The organism is Anaerolineae bacterium (genome assembly GCA_013178015.1).
GTDB lineage: Bacteria > Chloroflexota > Anaerolineae > DRVO01 > DRVO01 > Ch71.
The window spans coordinates 1-14,965 of record JABLXR010000072.1 but is presented as its reverse complement, the minus strand read 5'-3'; the positions used below and the strand labels follow the sequence as shown (position 1 = coordinate 14,965).

Here is a 14,965-nt window from a genome sequence, read left to right as displayed (position 1 = left end):
GAAGCCGCGCCAACCCCTCCAGCAGGCTTTCCTCCCCTGTCTCATCCACCATCGCCCCAACCTCAGCCTCAGATTGCCACTAGCATAACATAACTGGCCGCTCCTGTCAGAGCACTGAAAAGCCCTGTCCTGCCCCCAGCGCCTCTTGACACGGTTCGCTCGGCACTGCACTATAAGCGAGGCTTTTCAGGTTGGCGAGTCCCGGCGTCTTCCGGGTGTCCTTCGCCGGGTGCACCTGGCCCAGCCGACGGAACCGCCCCTCGGGAGTTCGCCCGGCCGGTGCGGCATTGCTGGAGGTGACATCAGAGGTGACGCCTATGCCTCCATGGGACCTTCCCTGGGATCCGGGACTGATACTGGACAACTGCTGCCAGGCCCTCGCCGTGCGCACGCCCGAGGGCAAGATCCTCTATGCCAACCCGGCTTTCTGCGCGCTCACCGGCTACAGCCCCGAGGAGCTACCTTCGGTTGACTGGGCTGCCGACCTCACCCCTCCGGAATGGCGAGACCTGCTGGCCCGTGCGGTGCAGGAGCTTCACCGCACGGGCCGCCCCCAGCGCCACGAGCAGGAGTGCATCCGCAAGGATGGCTCGCGCGTGCCGATAGAGGTACTGCTGCACGAGGTGCTGGACGAGCATGGGCAGGTGGCCTACAGCTACGCCTTTGTCACTGACATAAGCGAGCGGAAGCAGACCGAGGCGTTGCGGCAATCGGAGCTGCTGTACCGGACGGTGGCCGAGAGCTCGCATGATTGGGAGATGTGGGTAGGCCCCGAGGATTACTCCTTCTACTGCTCCCCTTCATCGGTGCGCCTCTCCGGGTATGGGCCCAAGGAGTTCGAAGCCGACCGCGGCCTCCTGAGGCGCATCATCCACCCTGACGACTTGGCCCGCTTCGATGAACACGAAGTCGCCAACCACCGGCGTGCTATCGAATTCAGGATCCGCACCCGATTCGGCGAGGAGCGATGGATCGAGCATGTCTGCCAGTCCATCTACGCCGATGACGGTACCTATCTGGGGAGACGCAGTACCAACCGCGATATTACTGACAGGGTGCAGGCGGAGCGAGAGCGCGACCGGTTACTGAAGGAGGTGGAGAATCTGGCTCGTTTCCCGAGCGAGAACCCCGACCCCGTGATGCGGATCGACGCCGAGGGCGTGCTTCTCTACGCCAACCAGGCCGCTGCCATGCTAGGAGGCCGAGAGGTGCCGGGACCGGGCCAGTCGGTTCCGTGGGCATGGCGGCGGGCGATAGATCAGGCTCTCACCACGGGCAAGAAGGTGGACCTGGAGCTGAGGGCGGGTGACCGCATCCACTGGCTGCAGTTTGTGCCGGTAGCCACAGAAGGCTATGTGAATGTCTACAGCCGGGACGTGACCGCCCAGAGGCACGCAGAACACGAGCGCGAGCGGCTGTTGGAGGAGAACCGCAGGCAGCGGGCCTTCCTGGAGGCAGTACTGGATTCCATCGCGGATGCGATACTGGTGCATGACCCCGAGGGCAGGATCGTGCTTCTGAATTCGGCCGCCCAGAGTCTGCTCCAGTACTCCCCGGAGCAGTTGAGTCAGACCTACAGGGAGCGAATCGCTACTCGACTCCTCGTACGAGAGGATGGACAGCCGTACTCGTTGGAGCAACTGCCCGTCGCTCGAGCCTTGCGGGGGGAGACCGTGCGCTCGGAGCTGCTCGGCTTAGGACAGCCTGACGGGGACATCCGCTGGCTGATCTGCAGCGCCGCCCCCGTTCTGGCGTCGGAAGGCCGCCCTCTGGGGGCGGTCGTCGTTTTGGCCGACATCACCGAGATGCGCCGGACCCAGGAACGCCTGGAGGAAGCCCGGGCTCTGGCGGAACGGGCGGTACAGGAGGCCGAGCGTAGGGCGGCCGAGCTTGACGCGGTTTTCGCCACCATCCCTACCGGCGTGATCGTCTATGGGCCCGACGGTCGCATTGTCCGCATGAACGGGGTAGCTGCCCGCTTCACGCCCTACCCTCACCAGGGCGAGGGGCTCTCGGCGCAAGAGCGGGCGAAGATCTACCGGTTTGTGCGCGACGACGGTACCGATCTCCCGCTGCAGGAGTGGCCAGCGGAGAAGGCTCTGCGTGGCGAACTGGTGCAGGAGGAAGTGATCGGGCGGCTGTCTCCTGACGGCCAGACGTTCTGGTCGGTCACCAGCGCCGCTCCTATTCGCTCCGGCGACGGTGCAGTATTGGGGGCTGTCTTGGCCTTTCACGACGTGAGCGAGCTGCGCCGCGCCCGAGAGGCCTTGCAGGAGGCTAACGAAGAGCTGGCGGCAGCAAACGAGGAACTGCAGGTCCAGGCTGAAGAGCTGGCGGTACAGATGGAGGAGCTCACAGCCCAGAGGGACCAGCTCGAGCGGCTGACCGGAGAGCTGGACCTGGAACGCGGCCGCCTCAGGGCGATCGTCGAGAACGCTCCTATGGCGGTCGTGGTAGCAGATGAGCGGGCGCGGGTGGTGATGGCCAATCGCCGGGCGGAAGAGCTGTACGTCCGGCCCGTTCCCTACGGCAAGGACTTCGCTGCCCATGCCTCCCTTAACCTCTGTCAGCCCGACGGCACTCCTTGCGACCCGCGGCAGTTGCCACTCACCCGCTCGGCGCTGGACGGCGAGGTGTGCCGGAATGTCGAACTGGCGATCGTGTGGCCGGATGGACAGCGCCACGACCTGTTGATGGCGACGGCGCCGGTGCGGGATGCCTCGGGCCGGGTGACGGGCGCGGTGGGTGTGTTCGAGGACATCACCAGCCTCAAGGACGTGGAGCGGGAGCGGGAGAACCTGGAGCGGTCCAAGGATCAGTTCCTTTCCGTCATCTCTCACGAGCTGCGCACTCCTCTGGCCTCTATCATGGGGTATAGCGAGCTCCTGCTGACCGGACTGGTGCACGGGCACGACGATGTGCATCGCGAATTCCTCCAGGTGATATTCGACAGCTCAGTCAGGCTGAACCTCCTGATAGATGACCTCCTCGATCTCACCCGGCTAGACCAGCGTACGTTCCAGCTCATGCTCGAGCCCGTTCGGTTAGACAGACTGGCCGAGCAGACACTCGAGCTGATGAAACCTATGGCACAGGAGAAGCAGCAGCTCCTGGAGCTGGAGCTCGAGAGCGATCTGCCGGTCCTCACCGGCGACAGCCAGCGCCTGGGACAGGTGCTGAGCAACCTGATTGGCAATGCCATCAAGTTCAGCCCCAACGGGGCCAGCATCAAACTGCGGTGCTGGGGCACCGGCGACGAAGTCCACATCGAGGTCAGCGACAGAGGCATCGGCATCGCCCCGGAAGACATGCCTCATATCTTCGAGCGTTTCTACCGGGGCACGAACGCAGGTCGGGCGTCGGGCACCGGCCTGGGCCTCTACATCGCCCGGGAGATTGTCGAGGCGCACGGAGGGTGTATCGAAGTGGAGAGTAGGCTCGGTGAGGGCACTACCTTCCGGGTGAGGCTGCCCCGAGAGCAGGCGGGAGGGGAGTAACATTCGGTTCCGAGTTAGCGACGAGGAAGGGTGTAAGCGGCTATGGGCATTGAGGGCAAGAAGGCGTTGGTTGCAGATGACGATCCAGCTATCCTGAGGTTGGTAGCCTACTACCTGGGCGGGATGGGCCTGGCGGTGAGTGTGGCATCGAACGGTCGAGAGGCGCTGGACTCGTTTCGGGCCGATGAGCCCGATATAGTCATTCTCGACGTAATGATGCCGGGGATGAGCGGATGGGAGGTCTGCCGGGCCATCCGGGAGACCTCTGCCATCCCCGTCCTCATGATAAGCGCCCGTCGGGATGAGAAGGACGTGCGACGGAGTCGCGAATGCGGAGCCGATGTGCACCTGTCCAAGCCGCTGCCTCTAAAGGAGCTGACCACCCAGGTGCAAGGGCTGCTGGACAGCGCTAGAGCATAGCACGCTGATGATGCTGATGCTGCGCTGATTCCCGATGATCTCTCGACCCAGTCCTCTCTGATCAGAGTCTCATTAGCGCGGTCAACCTTCCGCCGGCGAGGTTACCGCCACCGGGCCCACCAGCACCCGGTCACCCTCTCCTTTGCCGGCTGTCACGGGCAGGCGCGCGCCCGTGGTGGCATCGTACAGGCCCGTTTCGATCAGGTAGTCCCCCGTGGGTGCGTGGGCATCCACGGTGAAGCAGTGCCGATCGGCGATGATCTCGCCCTCCGCCCAGGAGGTGGTGGGCCGGAGGCCTCCCGCCGGTCGTCCGTCGTGTTGCCCCCAGAGGAAGTTGCCCCGATCGGCGTTATAGGTCTCACCCAGGAGATGCACGAAGACGGTGTAGGACTGATCCACCCGGCGGAGGGCCGCCCACTGTAGGCTGACGCACAGCTCCTCGCCCGCCGCCACTGCCGCAGTGCCCAAGGAAACGCCCTGGAGATGGATGGCTTTGCCGAAGGTGACCTCAACCGGCGTGAACACGCCACCCGACCATTCCGGCGCCGGGTCCAGGCCCTCCACGACCAGAGTCATGATCGCGTCGGCAGCCCCCTGCCAGATCCTCGTGCCGCCGGCAGGCCTGAGCTCGTGGAGGCCCACCTGGCCAGGCAGGAAGCGGTACTCCAGGCGCACTAGACCCTCCTCGGCCCCTTCGTCGCTGGTGGGTTCCGCTCTGAGTACTTGGCCGTCCGGGCCCACCAGTTCCAGGCGGGGGAATGGCGGACCGCCGGACCACCAGGCGTAGAGACGCCACTCCTCGTGCACGCGGGCGCGGCGATAGGGCCACCACAACCCCTCGAACCCGTATCGGTCGCGCACCAGGGCCGGCGCCAGCGATGGAGTAGGCAGGGGCAGGCCGCGGCTGAAGCGAAGCAGTCGATGCTCCCCCAGGCGCCACTGGCTCACCTGGCAGCCTTCCTCTTCGCACCAGCGGGCCAGCTCCCGCTCCAGGGCCAGTCCGGGATCGGCACGGAGGGCGTCCGGAGTGAGGAGCAGCCAGGCTACCTGCCGGTCGGGGAGGAACTGGCCCAGGAACCCGGCGGCCGAGGTATCGTCCCAGCGCACGTCATTGGGCACTCCCTGCCAGCCGCCCGCGTAGTGGTAGGCGAAGACGGGCCAGTCGCTGTCGGTGTGGAGGAACACCAGGTCGTCGGGCCGCCTGTAGGTCTCCAGAGTGCAGGCGGCGGAGCGGTAGTCGTCCTGGGGCACTCTCTGGCGGTAGTACTGGGGCAGGCCGGCCGACAGGCAGAGCAGGCTGCCCGCCAGCAGCACTACTCCTCCCGGGCGCCAACGCCGCCATGCCTCCGCTATCCCCGCGGCCCACAACAGGTAGACGAAGGGCGAGAAGGGGCTCAAGTACCTGGGCTCCGGGGGCGGGCTGTAGAAGAGGCTCCGAGGCTGAGATAGCAGGTAGACCAGCAGAGGAGGCAAGAAGACCCCCAAGAGCAGCACCCAGCGCCCCTGGCGCCTCGGGTGCCGGACGCGCTGCCCGCTGTGCGAAGGCCACAAGGCCAGGATGGAGCACACGAGGAGCAGGGCCGCGGCCAGGCCGAGCAGCGGCGCCTCTCGCTCCAGGTTGACCGCCGTACCGCGGACCAGGGCGCTCCAGTAGGCAATCAGATACGACGCGGGCGACACGGGCTGGGCCGCCGACCAGCTGGTCAGGCGGGGCAAGAACACTGCCAGCCAGGGCACCATCCCCACAGCCACGGCCGCCTGGGCGGCCGGGAAGTGCCACCAGCCCGCCCGGCGCCCTGCTGCCAGGCGCGTCAGCCAGAGGGCTCCGTGCAGAGGCAGGAACAGGGCTGCCAGGGCGTGGGAGTGGAGCATAACCAGCACCGCCACTACGTAGGCTGCTGGCCGACGCCAGTTGCGCCAGGTCCCAAGAAGCAGCCAGGTGGATCCTATCCCGAGGAACGTTACCAGCGAGTACATGCGGATCTGCTGCGGCCAGACGAGGCTAAAGGGAGTGATGGCCACCATGCCGGCCGAGACCACTCCCGCCCCCGGGGAGACAGCCCTGCTCCCCAGCCGAAAGGTGACGGCGACGAGGGCTACCCCCCAGAGAAGCGATAGGAACCGGAGAGCGAACTCGCTCTCGCCGGCGACCAGGCGCCAGTAGTGAAGCAGGACGTAGTACAGGGGAGGATGGACGTCGTAGGCAGTGCGGATGATGGCGTCCGGCACGCTCATGCGCGCCAGCCACACGCCGAAGCCCTCATCCCACCAGACGTTAGCGTCGCCCAGGCGATGCAGCCGCAGCGCGAGGGCCAGGGTGCAGGAGAGGAGCACGGCGAGGCGAGGCAGGTGACGCGTGACGCGTGACGCGTGGATCACGATCCCTCGGCGGCGGCGTGTGGGTCCCGGTGCCTATCGCCCATCATCCCTGCCCTCGACAGCTCACTCCTCACTGGCCCCGGGTCACTTCGGCCGCGACCCGGTCAGGACCACCGCGTCGCCACCGAGCACCAGGGTGTCGGCGGTGGCCGGCATACGGACCCCGTCGGCGGTGTACAGCCCGACCAGCAGTTGGACGCAGCCCTCGCTCCCCTCGGGGAGGTCGAGTTGGTGATGGTCTATGATGTACTCGCCTCTGATCCAGGAATCAGTGGGGGCGCGGCCCCCGTCCGGCTCCTGGTCGCTCTGGGCCAGGATCTCTCCTCCAGCGTCCAGGCAGTGCACGAAGACTTTGTAGCTCCGGTCGGGCTCGCCCAGCGCCTGCCAGTATAGAATCACCCGCAGCCGGCCACCCTCGGGCTGTAGGTCGTACCCAATGAGCCGGGCCTGATCCTGGTCTGTGGCGCGGTCGCGGAAGGTGGCCGCGAGACCGATCCCGGGCCGGGGGCGCTCATATAGCCTAGTCCGTCCCTGCACTTCCAGGACCGACAGTTCCAACTGACGCGTGAGAGGAGGCCAGCCCCAGCGAAGGAGGATGCCCTCGCTTTCCAGCAGGAGGCGGTAGGTGCCGGACTCCAGTCGGGCGGGCAGGGTGACGGCCAGGTCCTGCCTGAGTAGGCCGGAAGGTCGGGTCCCTCCTAGCTCTAAAGCGACAGGTAGCTCGGCAGCCGTGCCGCCGCCCCGGCGGGTCAGGCGAAGCATCAGCGAAGTGGAGTCCCTGCTCCAGGGGCGGGAACGCCACAGCAGTCCCAGGGGCAAAGTCTCTCCGACGCGGGCCTGGGTCCGAGGCGCGAGGCTCACTCCCACAAGGCGGGTGCCGTCGCTCAGCCAGGTTGCTGCCGGCCGCAGGCCCCACTCCGCGGCCGGCCGCTCGCCGGGGCTGGGGGGGACCTGAGCCGACCCCAGGCCTGCTTGCCCCCGCTGGGCGCCCGTCTCCGGCGAGTAGACCACCACCGAGACGTCCACGGTGCCTCCCGGGTCGCCCACGGGCATCTCCAGCAGATAGTAGTCTTCGACCACCTCCCCAGGTCGCCAGAGGGGGGTAGGATAGGCATTGTGGACCGGCTCAGCATCAAGCGCCGCCACCACTTGGCCGTCTCGGCTCGCCCGGGCAGAGATCTTCAAGGGCTCGGACAACCCGTGGGGGGCGTTCCAGCGCAGGTGCAGGCTCAGGTTGGCCCGGCCGCGGTGCTCGCCCACGGTCCACTGCCAGCCGACCAGTCGCAGACCCGGAGCCACTTCGGTACCGGTGCCCTGTTCCCCGCTCTGGGGACGGGACACGCGGATGAGTTCGCCCGCGGCGTCCAGGGCGAACGTGCGACCCACGCCGGGGAGCGGCCGAGTCAGGTAGGTAGTGCGCCCGCGGCTCACCAGCCAGCTCACCGTGTCCAGGCGGACGCGCTCGTCGTCAGCGGCCACCAGCTCCGTGCCCGGTGCCAATCCCTCGGACACCTGGAAGTAGCGCATGAGGGTGGTCTCGCCCAGGATGCCGACGACGACGCTGCCGGGCTCGGCCGAGGAGAGCCAGGCGCGGCCCAAGCGAGCCACCGACCAGGCTTGAGAACGGTCCTGCTCCGGCCAACGGTAGGGCAAGGGGGCCAAAGCGATCAGGAGAACCAGGCCGGGAAGCAGGTGCCCCCCGGCCGCCAGGCCCGGCCGCAGGCGGCCCAGGACACGGCCGGCCCATCGGCGGAGGGCGTCCGTGCCCTGCGCCAGCAGAATGCCGGTAAGCACGAAGGAGGGGAGGAAGAAGACCTCGTAGTCGGCCACCCGGTACGAGAGGGCAAAGGCCAGGTTGAGTGCCAGGGTCAGCCCCAGCAGCAGCACCGGTCCTCGGCGGCGAAGGAGCACGGCCAGGCCGAGCAGCGCCAATGCCAGGGCGAGCGGTCCGAACTGGTCCAGAAAGAGCTCCAGGTATGCGCTCGCATCCCGGGGCGGGATACCGGGGGCCTGACCGGCAAGGAAGACGTTGTAGCCGGCACCGGTCACGTGGTTAAGGAACCCGGCGGGCGAGTTGACGTAGGTGCCGTCCAGGGAGGAGGTGAACATCCCTCGTAGAGGGAGATAGGCGTAGAGAAGGAGCGGCGCCAGAGCCAGTCCCGCCAGCCGCCGCCAGTGCCGTACCCGGAATCTCCGGCCGAAGGCCCACCATAGGTAGGCCAGCAGCGCCGGGAGGAGGAGGAAGGACATACGGTGATGCGTTAGGCTGAGGCCGAAGACGACCGCCAGGGGATAGGCGCGCCTCACCCCCGTTCGCCAGCGGGACTGAGCCTCACCCGCCCAGAGGGCCAGCCACAGCACCACCACGACGAAGGCGGTATGGAGAGTGTACACCTCGGCAATGGTGGATTGGGACCACAGCACCGGCGAAACGCCCACGGCCACCGCTCCCGCAGCCGCCGCCAACCGCCCGCAGGTCAGTTGCCGCCCGACCCCATACAAGCCGGCCACGGTGACCGCCCCGAAGAGGGCCGAGAGTAGGTTCACGCCCTGCGCCGGCTCCGCCCAGGGCAGCCGGGTGACTAACCATCCCAGAAGGGTGTAGAGAGGGTAGCCGGTGGGGTGGGCGATCCCCAGGGTGTAGGCCACCACCTGGAACTCGAGGCTATCATCGAACACGGTGGCCACCGAGGGGGCCGCCGTGAGCCCGTACAACAGCAGGAATGCCATCCCCAGGCCCACGGTAGCGGCCACATCCGCACCGGCGGGGCGCCAGTTGGCGGCCGGCGACGCCCTGGGCCTGGTCGGCCGTCTGGCCTTTCGCACGCTTCTCTCACCGAGCTGGAGTGGAGTCAAGTGTAGTGGAGTTTATGTCGCCCAACAAGAGAGGGGGAGAAGGGGAGACAAGGAGAGGGGGAGAGGGGGAGACGGGAAGTCAGTGCCCCCAGGCGCGGAGTGGCTCCTCAGTGGCGCGTGCTCTTTGTCGGGGCCTCCTCGCGCGCGGGCGCGCGAACTCCTGATGCTCGGGGCGTGGGCGTCGAGAGGCAGCGCGGGGGCGGGCATCTCCTCGCCGGGCGGAGCCCTGCCCTCAGAGCCCCCGCGATCATGGCAGTGGGCACCAGTCCCAGTAGACGGCCTCCGGGCTGTAGCGGCCGTGCGGGGGCTTGGATTCGTCCGGGTGGCCCACGGCGATCAAGCAGTGTACTGCCAAGTTGCTCGGCAACCGCAGTATCTCGCGGACCTTCTCCTGGTACTCCTGCCGCTGGTAGATCCCTATCCACACCCCGCCCAGGCCCATGGCCTGAGCCGCCAGCAGGATGTTCTCGGTGGCGGCGGAGCAGTCGTCTACCCAGAATTGGGTGTCCTCCGGGTCGGCGCACATGGCGAAGGCCACAGGCGCCTCGGAAACCATGCGGGCATAGCGATGCACCTGGCTCAGCCGTCGGCGCTGTCCCTCATCCTGGACCACCACGATCACCCAGGGGCGGACGCCGTTGCCCGAGGGAGCAGCCATGGCCGCATCCAGCATAGCCTCGATCTGATCTCGACTCACCGCCTCGCCCGTATAGCGGCGGATGGAGCGGCGCGCCAGTATGGTCTGAAGCACCGGCCGTGCGTCGTTCATTCCTACCTCCTGGCGTGTGTGTCAATCCGGCGCGTCGTTGACTCGGATCGAGTGGCAGTGTATAGTGGCGCCCGACCGCTGACAACCACGGTCGGTACGGAGGCACATGGCACAGGAGGCCCAGACTGTGATGCGCGGCATAGCGGCCTGGTGGCTGACCACAGGGCTACGCATCACCGTCATCCTTATGGTCGCCGGAGTCACCTGGTACGCCGTGCAGACGTGGCTTGAGCGGCTGGTGATGCGGGTGCCGTTCGACTCGGACGACCGACGGGAACGGGCCCGCACGTTGGCACGGGCGGTTCGGGCGGTGCTGGGAGCAGTGATCGTCGCTGCTGCCACCCTGAGCATACTCAGCGCCCTGAACATCCCAGTCGGCCCTTTGCTCGCCAGTGCCGGCATCACCGGCTTGGCGATCGCGGTTGGTTCGCAGGCTCTGGTACGCGACTTCGTCGCCGGCGTCTTCATCCTGGCAGAGGGGCAGTTCTCCCTGGGCGATGTGATTCGCGCCGCTGGAGTCACGGGAACGGTGGAGCGCATCACCATGCGGACCGTCTGGCTGCGAGACCAGCAGGGCCAGGTGCACGTGGTGCCCAACAGCGCCATCACCGTGATGTCCAACCTGACGAGGGAGTGGTCTAGAGGGGTCTTGCGGCTGACCTTCGCCCTGGATCACGACTTACGCGAGATCCAGCGGGCGCTGGAGGCGATGGCCGACCGGCTCACCCTCCAGGAGGGACTGTTCGGCGGTTTCCTGGAGCCTCCGTTGGTAGTGGGTCCGGTGGATTTCACCGCCAAGGCGGTGTCCTTCGAGTTGACTGTCAAAGTTCTGCCGGCTCAGCTGCACACGCTGGAGCGGCGTATGCGGCTGGTGGCGCTGGAGGTGGTCCGGGAGCGGGAGTTGAGCCTGGTGTGAGGCCGATGGGCTACCCAGGCAGCAGTGCACCTATACCGGATTCAGGGCGGCATCGGTGAACCCCGGGGGCAGTGCCATTTTCCCGCCCCGGGCTTGGCTCCACATAGGCCATTGAGGGGGGTTGATGAAAGTTGTCCTGGCGGTGACGACCAGTGAAGGCGCCGATTCCATCGCTGACGCCCTCAAGGAGCAGGGGTTCCGCGTGACCATCATGAGCAGCATGGGTGGCTTCCTGCGCCGCAAGAGCGCTACTCTGCTGATCGGCGTGCAGGACGAGCAGGTGGACCAGGTGCTGGAGATCATCAGGGAGAATGCACCGGCTCCCGAGAGCGCTGGCCGCTCGGGATTGCTGGGCGTGGTCCGGGAGCAACAGCCTGAGGTCCGCACTGCTGCCCTCGTGGTGGACATGGACCGCTTCGAGCACTACCGCCCCTGAGCCGGACGCGTATCCGCTGTCCCTTCTAGAGAGGAATCATGGTTCGTAAGCCAAAACGCAGCAAGCAGAAGCCCTCCGGCATCAGCAAGCGCGCCATCATCTTCTACGTCATTAGCATCCTGGTCATCATCAGCATGGCTGTCGGGCTGGTCATCTCCGTGCTGGTGCCGTCACGCCCGGCGCCTTTCCCCATGGCTCTCTTCTCGCTGGGGGTCGCACCCCTCATCTGAAACGCAGCCAGGTGCCCGGCTGCGGCCCCGGAGGTGCAAGGTGAAGATCGGTGTGATCATGTCGTCTTTCCGTGTGCCCGCCTATGAGGCTCTAGCCAAGGCAGCCGATGTCGGAGCGGATGGGGTGCAGCTACGCAATGAGCGGGGCGAGCTATCGCCGGACGAGCTGGACGCCGAGGGCCGCCGCCGGCTGCGCCAGGAGCTAGGCCGGCTGGGGTTGGAGATCTCCGCACTGTGCGCCGACTATGGCAGGAGCTACGCCCAGGCCAAGCAGCTAGGATGGCTGGTCCCATCCATGAAGAAGGTGGTAGACCTGGCCAACGACCTGGAGGTGGGTGTCATCACCACCCACATCGGGGTGGTGCCTGAGGACCCTGACGATCCCGCTCGGGCCGCCATGGCGGAGGCCCTGAGCGACGTCGGCGGCTATGCTGGTGAGCGCGGCGTCAAGCTGGCCACGGAGACGGGCCCGGAGTCACCGGCGGCGCTGGCCCAGTTTCTGCGAGAGGTGGACAGCCCCGGCCTGGCGGTGAATTACGACCCGGCGAACCTGGTGATGAATGGCTTCGATCACCTGGCGGGTGTCGGGATCCTGGCTCCCTGGATCGTGCACACCCACGCCAAGGACGCCGTTCGACATCCGGACGGACGCAAGGAGGAGGTGCCACTGGGCGAGGGCAGCGTGGACTTCCCCACCTACCTGAGAGCCCTGCGCCAGGTGGGCTTCGACGGTTACTTGACGGTAGAGCGCGAGGTGGGCGACGACCCTGAGCGCGACATCCGCGCCGCCGTCAGCTTCCTGAAGGGGCTGGACATTCGATAGCTCCTCGACTGAAGTCGGGCCTATAGGGCGCTACTGCGCCGGGCGTCCCCCTGCGGGGACGCGACATCCGTCCGCGCAGGCGGACGGTCAGCCGCAGGCTCGATAGCCCCGACCTCGGTCGAGGGCGACCTTGGGCACACAAGTGCCTGATCAGCGTTCTATCCTAGTCCCTTCATCGAGAGCACGCCCCAGGAGGGTACGTTCGAGCAGGCCGGGCTGCAGGCCGCTCACCAACTGGATGGTGAGGCCGGGTTGGCGGGCGGCCAGGTCGTACATCCGACGCACCTTGTCGGCCATGCCGCCGGTCACGTCGGCGCCGCGCGCCCCTCCCAGGTGACGCAGGACCTCCTCGTAGTTGGCCGACGTCACCTGGGAGTAGAGAGTGGCCCCGGGATCGAGGTTGGGATCGGCGCTGTAGACACCGGCTACCGCGCCTGCCAGGACCATGCGCGCCGGGCGCAGTGGCGCGGCCAGATAGATCAACACCTGCTCGGTGGAGACGATGGTCCCGCCCCACTCCTCGTCCAGAGCCACATCCCCGTGGACCACTGGCAGCGCCCCCCGACTCAGGAGGGCGGATATGGTCTCGACGTCCATGCGCAGCAATTCCCCCGCTCGGGCCCACGCCGTGGCCGACGGAGGAACGGACACAGCCGGCAGCTCCTCCTCGAGCAGGGCCTGAACCACCAGGCAGTTGAGCCGGCGGGCGGCGTCGGCTACCCGGGCGTAGCCGTACCAGTGCTCCGGCCCGCGGACGCCCTGGCGGGTGCCGTACTGGCGGGCCACGGCGTGCCCGTAGGAGCCCGATCCGTGGCCCACTACCAGCTGCAGGCCCCGCTCCCAGGCGGAGGCGATCTCCCGGGCGCATCGGGCGATGATGTCGGCGCGGGCGGTGAGGGGTCGGGTCTTGTCGGTGATAAGGGACCCGCCCAGCTTGAGGAAGGCCAGCTCAGCCAATGGTTACCCTATCTCCCTCGATGCGTATTCGGTCGCCAGTGCGGATACCCTCGGTGTTAACCCCGTCCACCACCGGAATGTCGGCCATGATGGCCCCCAGCGCCACGATGGGCTCGCAGTCCTCCAGGACCATGCCGACGGGCGCTACTCCGTTGCGCGCCAGGGCGTAGATGACGTAGGAGCCCACCGTGCTGCCCTTGCCCCGAGGGAAGACCAGCACCCGGCCGGCGATGCTCTCCCCTTCTAGCGGATGCCCCTTCTCGCGCACCACCCCCGTCTCCGGGTCCACCCCGCCGAAGAAGCCGATGGGCTCTGGCGACACCAGGGCGACGCCCTCGGCCCTGCCCTCCTTGATTGCCCGACCGCGAAGCGTGCGGCTCATTCCCACCGTCCCCGCACGGCTGCCTCCAGGCAGCGCTCCAGGGTCCCGAAGCGCACCGCCACCCCCTGGTGGCAGGGCAGATAGCAGGCCGCCTTGGCCGAGTCGGTGGCCACGGCGGTGATTCCCATGCTCCTCAGGGGCGCTACCACCACGCAGGTATCGGAGACCAAGCGGGCGCCGGCAGCTTCCAGCTTGGCCGCCAGACCGGTCTCCCGGGCGCGATCGGCCACGGCCCTGCCTACCATGAGCCACAGAGGGACGGTCAGGCGGCGCCTCTCGAGGTAGCGGGCCACCTCCTCCAGTTGTTCCAGAGAGGCGTGCGGGCACCCGGTGGCCACCAGGTCCAGGTGAGTAGCTTGCCCGTCGAGGGAGCCATAGACAGGCTCGAGCGACAGAATGGAGGCCGGATGGACGTCCGGAGGATGCACCATTCCGGCTCGAGCCTCGGCTGTCAGGCCGGCGACGTGGAAGAGGGCCACGCTCCCCGCGGCCGCGGCGGCGGCGCCCAGGGAGCGCAGGCCATCCCGCAGCCGGGCCGGGTCGAGCCGGGAGACGGACTCGGCCGCCTTGCCCGAAAGGACGATCCAGGGCACCCCACGGCAGCTTCGCCCGATCGCCGCTCCGAGGGCCCCCCAGTCGGCGGCAGTCTCCAGCGGGGCGGTGACCTCGTAGGCCTCTACCGGCAGGCGGGCCTCGTCCCGGTGCAGGCCGTAGTCGCCGGTGCGGCCCACAATGGCGGCGGCTAGCGCGCCCGGACCGCCCTCGCGGTTGGTGCGGGCTCCGAGCACGGAGTTGGCGTAGGCCACCGCCGAAGACTCGCTCCACGCCAGGTGGTCGCCCAGGCGGGGACTCTCCTCCAACAGATAGGGAGCGCAGGTGCAGGTGAGCTGCACACCCAGGCGAGCGTAGGCCGCGACGATGGCCTGCTGCTTGGCGGCGAACTCCTCCGGCGTGCCCATCTCCCGCCAGGCGCGCAGGTCCATGCCCGCCGGGTTGAGCAGGGCGGGGACACGGGCGCGTGCCCCTTCGTCGGCCCACTGGCGCAGGAACTCCAGCCCGGCATCGCCTATGTTGGCATAACTGACGCCGGCAACCTGGGCACTCTTGATAGGCACCAGGCGGGCCGCGCCGTAGATGCGCGCCAGCGCCACCACCATCTCCAGAGCGCGCTGCACCCCCGGCCCCTGCTCGCCCGCCAGCATGGAGTGTTCTTCGGCGGTCAGGTGTAGGGGTCTCACCGCAGAGACCGCAGCGGGGGAGAGAGGAGGAGACGCGGAGAGGGGGAGAGGGGGAGATGCGG

The 14,965-nt window shown here is 67.6% G+C and carries 12 protein-coding genes; 6 read left to right on the top strand and 6 right to left on the bottom strand.

The window, feature by feature from the left end; genetic code table 11:
* Nucleotides 1-317 precede the first annotated feature (317 nt).
* Both HPY83_18560 and HPY83_18555 read left to right on the top strand, forming a co-directional pair.
* Nucleotides 318-3,497: a PAS domain S-box protein gene (locus HPY83_18560; GenBank protein ID NPV09951.1), complete on the top strand. Its 3,180-nt coding sequence runs from the start codon at nucleotides 318-320 to the stop codon at nucleotides 3,495-3,497.
* Between the two features lie 42 nt (nucleotides 3,498-3,539).
* Complete coding sequence (locus HPY83_18555) at nucleotides 3,540-3,917, top strand: response regulator (GenBank protein NPV09950.1); 378 nt, start codon at nucleotides 3,540-3,542, stop codon at nucleotides 3,915-3,917.
* Between the two features lie 81 nt (nucleotides 3,918-3,998).
* Here the strand turns inward: HPY83_18555 and HPY83_18550 are convergent, their stop codons facing one another.
* From HPY83_18550 to HPY83_18540, 3 genes are all read right to left on the bottom strand, one after another.
* The gene (locus HPY83_18550) at nucleotides 3,999-6,296 is read right to left on the bottom strand and encodes a hypothetical protein (protein ID NPV09949.1); all 2,298 of its coding nucleotides are present in this window, start codon (nucleotides 6,294-6,296) and stop codon (nucleotides 3,999-4,001) included.
* A gap of 84 nt (nucleotides 6,297-6,380) precedes the next feature.
* Complete coding sequence (locus HPY83_18545) at nucleotides 6,381-9,122, bottom strand: DUF2723 domain-containing protein (protein NPV09948.1); 2,742 nt, start codon at nucleotides 9,120-9,122, stop codon at nucleotides 6,381-6,383.
* A gap of 277 nt (nucleotides 9,123-9,399) precedes the next feature.
* Nucleotides 9,400-9,921, bottom strand: a complete 522-nt coding sequence (locus HPY83_18540) for a nitroreductase family protein (protein NPV09947.1) — start codon at nucleotides 9,919-9,921, stop codon at nucleotides 9,400-9,402.
* A 130-nt stretch (nucleotides 9,922-10,051) separates the two neighbouring features.
* Between HPY83_18540 and HPY83_18535 the strand changes: the two genes are divergently transcribed.
* From HPY83_18535 to HPY83_18520, 4 genes are all read left to right on the top strand, one after another.
* Complete coding sequence (locus tag HPY83_18535) at nucleotides 10,052-10,837, top strand: mechanosensitive ion channel (GenBank protein ID NPV09946.1); 786 nt, start codon at nucleotides 10,052-10,054, stop codon at nucleotides 10,835-10,837.
* Between the two features lie 124 nt (nucleotides 10,838-10,961).
* Nucleotides 10,962-11,273, top strand: coding sequence for a hypothetical protein (locus tag HPY83_18530; GenBank protein NPV09945.1), 312 nt, complete (start codon nucleotides 10,962-10,964; stop codon nucleotides 11,271-11,273).
* Nucleotides 11,274-11,311: 38 nt separating this feature from the next.
* Complete coding sequence (locus HPY83_18525) at nucleotides 11,312-11,503, top strand: hypothetical protein (protein ID NPV09944.1); 192 nt, start codon at nucleotides 11,312-11,314, stop codon at nucleotides 11,501-11,503.
* Between the two features lie 58 nt (nucleotides 11,504-11,561).
* A complete protein-coding gene (locus HPY83_18520) occupies nucleotides 11,562-12,326 on the top strand; it encodes a sugar phosphate isomerase/epimerase (GenBank protein NPV09943.1) in 765 nt (254 codons plus the stop codon).
* 150 nt (nucleotides 12,327-12,476) lie between these two features.
* On the opposite strand, the gene HPY83_18515 is transcribed toward HPY83_18520, so the two are convergent.
* From HPY83_18515 to HPY83_18505, 3 genes are read right to left on the bottom strand one after another with little or no spacing between them, the layout of a single operon-like run.
* A complete protein-coding gene (locus HPY83_18515; GenBank protein NPV09942.1) occupies nucleotides 12,477-13,283 on the bottom strand; it encodes an isopentenyl phosphate kinase family protein in 807 nt (268 codons plus the stop codon).
* On the bottom strand, nucleotides 13,276-13,665 hold the full coding sequence (locus HPY83_18510) for a DUF126 domain-containing protein (GenBank protein ID NPV09941.1): 390 nt from the start codon (nucleotides 13,663-13,665) through the stop codon (nucleotides 13,276-13,278). Before HPY83_18510 ends, HPY83_18515 begins: the two co-directional genes overlap by 8 nt.
* Nucleotides 13,662-14,867 (bottom strand): DUF521 domain-containing protein, encoded by a 1,206-nt coding sequence (locus HPY83_18505; protein NPV09940.1) that lies wholly within the window; start codon nucleotides 14,865-14,867, stop codon nucleotides 13,662-13,664. The genes HPY83_18510 and HPY83_18505 overlap by 4 nt, the downstream gene beginning before the upstream one ends.
* Between the last annotated feature and the right edge of the window lie 98 nt (nucleotides 14,868-14,965).

Bases quoted from the DNA above. Each gene is read 5' to 3' on its own strand.
- HPY83_18560 (NPV09951.1), top strand. From the start codon at position 318: ATGCCTCCATGGGACCTTCCCTGGGATCCGGGACTGATACTGGACAAC.
- HPY83_18555 (NPV09950.1), top strand. From the start codon at position 3,540: ATGGGCATTGAGGGCAAGAAGGCGTTGGTTGCAGATGACGATCCAGCT.
- HPY83_18540 (NPV09947.1), bottom strand. From the start codon at position 9,921: ATGAACGACGCACGGCCGGTGCTTCAGACCATACTGGCGCGCCGCTCC.
- HPY83_18535 (NPV09946.1), top strand. From the start codon at position 10,052: ATGCGCGGCATAGCGGCCTGGTGGCTGACCACAGGGCTACGCATCACC.
- HPY83_18530 (NPV09945.1), top strand. From the start codon at position 10,962: ATGAAAGTTGTCCTGGCGGTGACGACCAGTGAAGGCGCCGATTCCATC.
- HPY83_18525 (NPV09944.1), top strand. From the start codon at position 11,312: ATGGTTCGTAAGCCAAAACGCAGCAAGCAGAAGCCCTCCGGCATCAGC.
- HPY83_18520 (NPV09943.1), top strand. From the start codon at position 11,562: ATGTCGTCTTTCCGTGTGCCCGCCTATGAGGCTCTAGCCAAGGCAGCC.
- HPY83_18510 (NPV09941.1), bottom strand. From the start codon at position 13,665: ATGAGCCGCACGCTTCGCGGTCGGGCAATCAAGGAGGGCAGGGCCGAG.
- HPY83_18505 (NPV09940.1), bottom strand. From the start codon at position 14,867: ATGCTGGCGGGCGAGCAGGGGCCGGGGGTGCAGCGCGCTCTGGAGATG.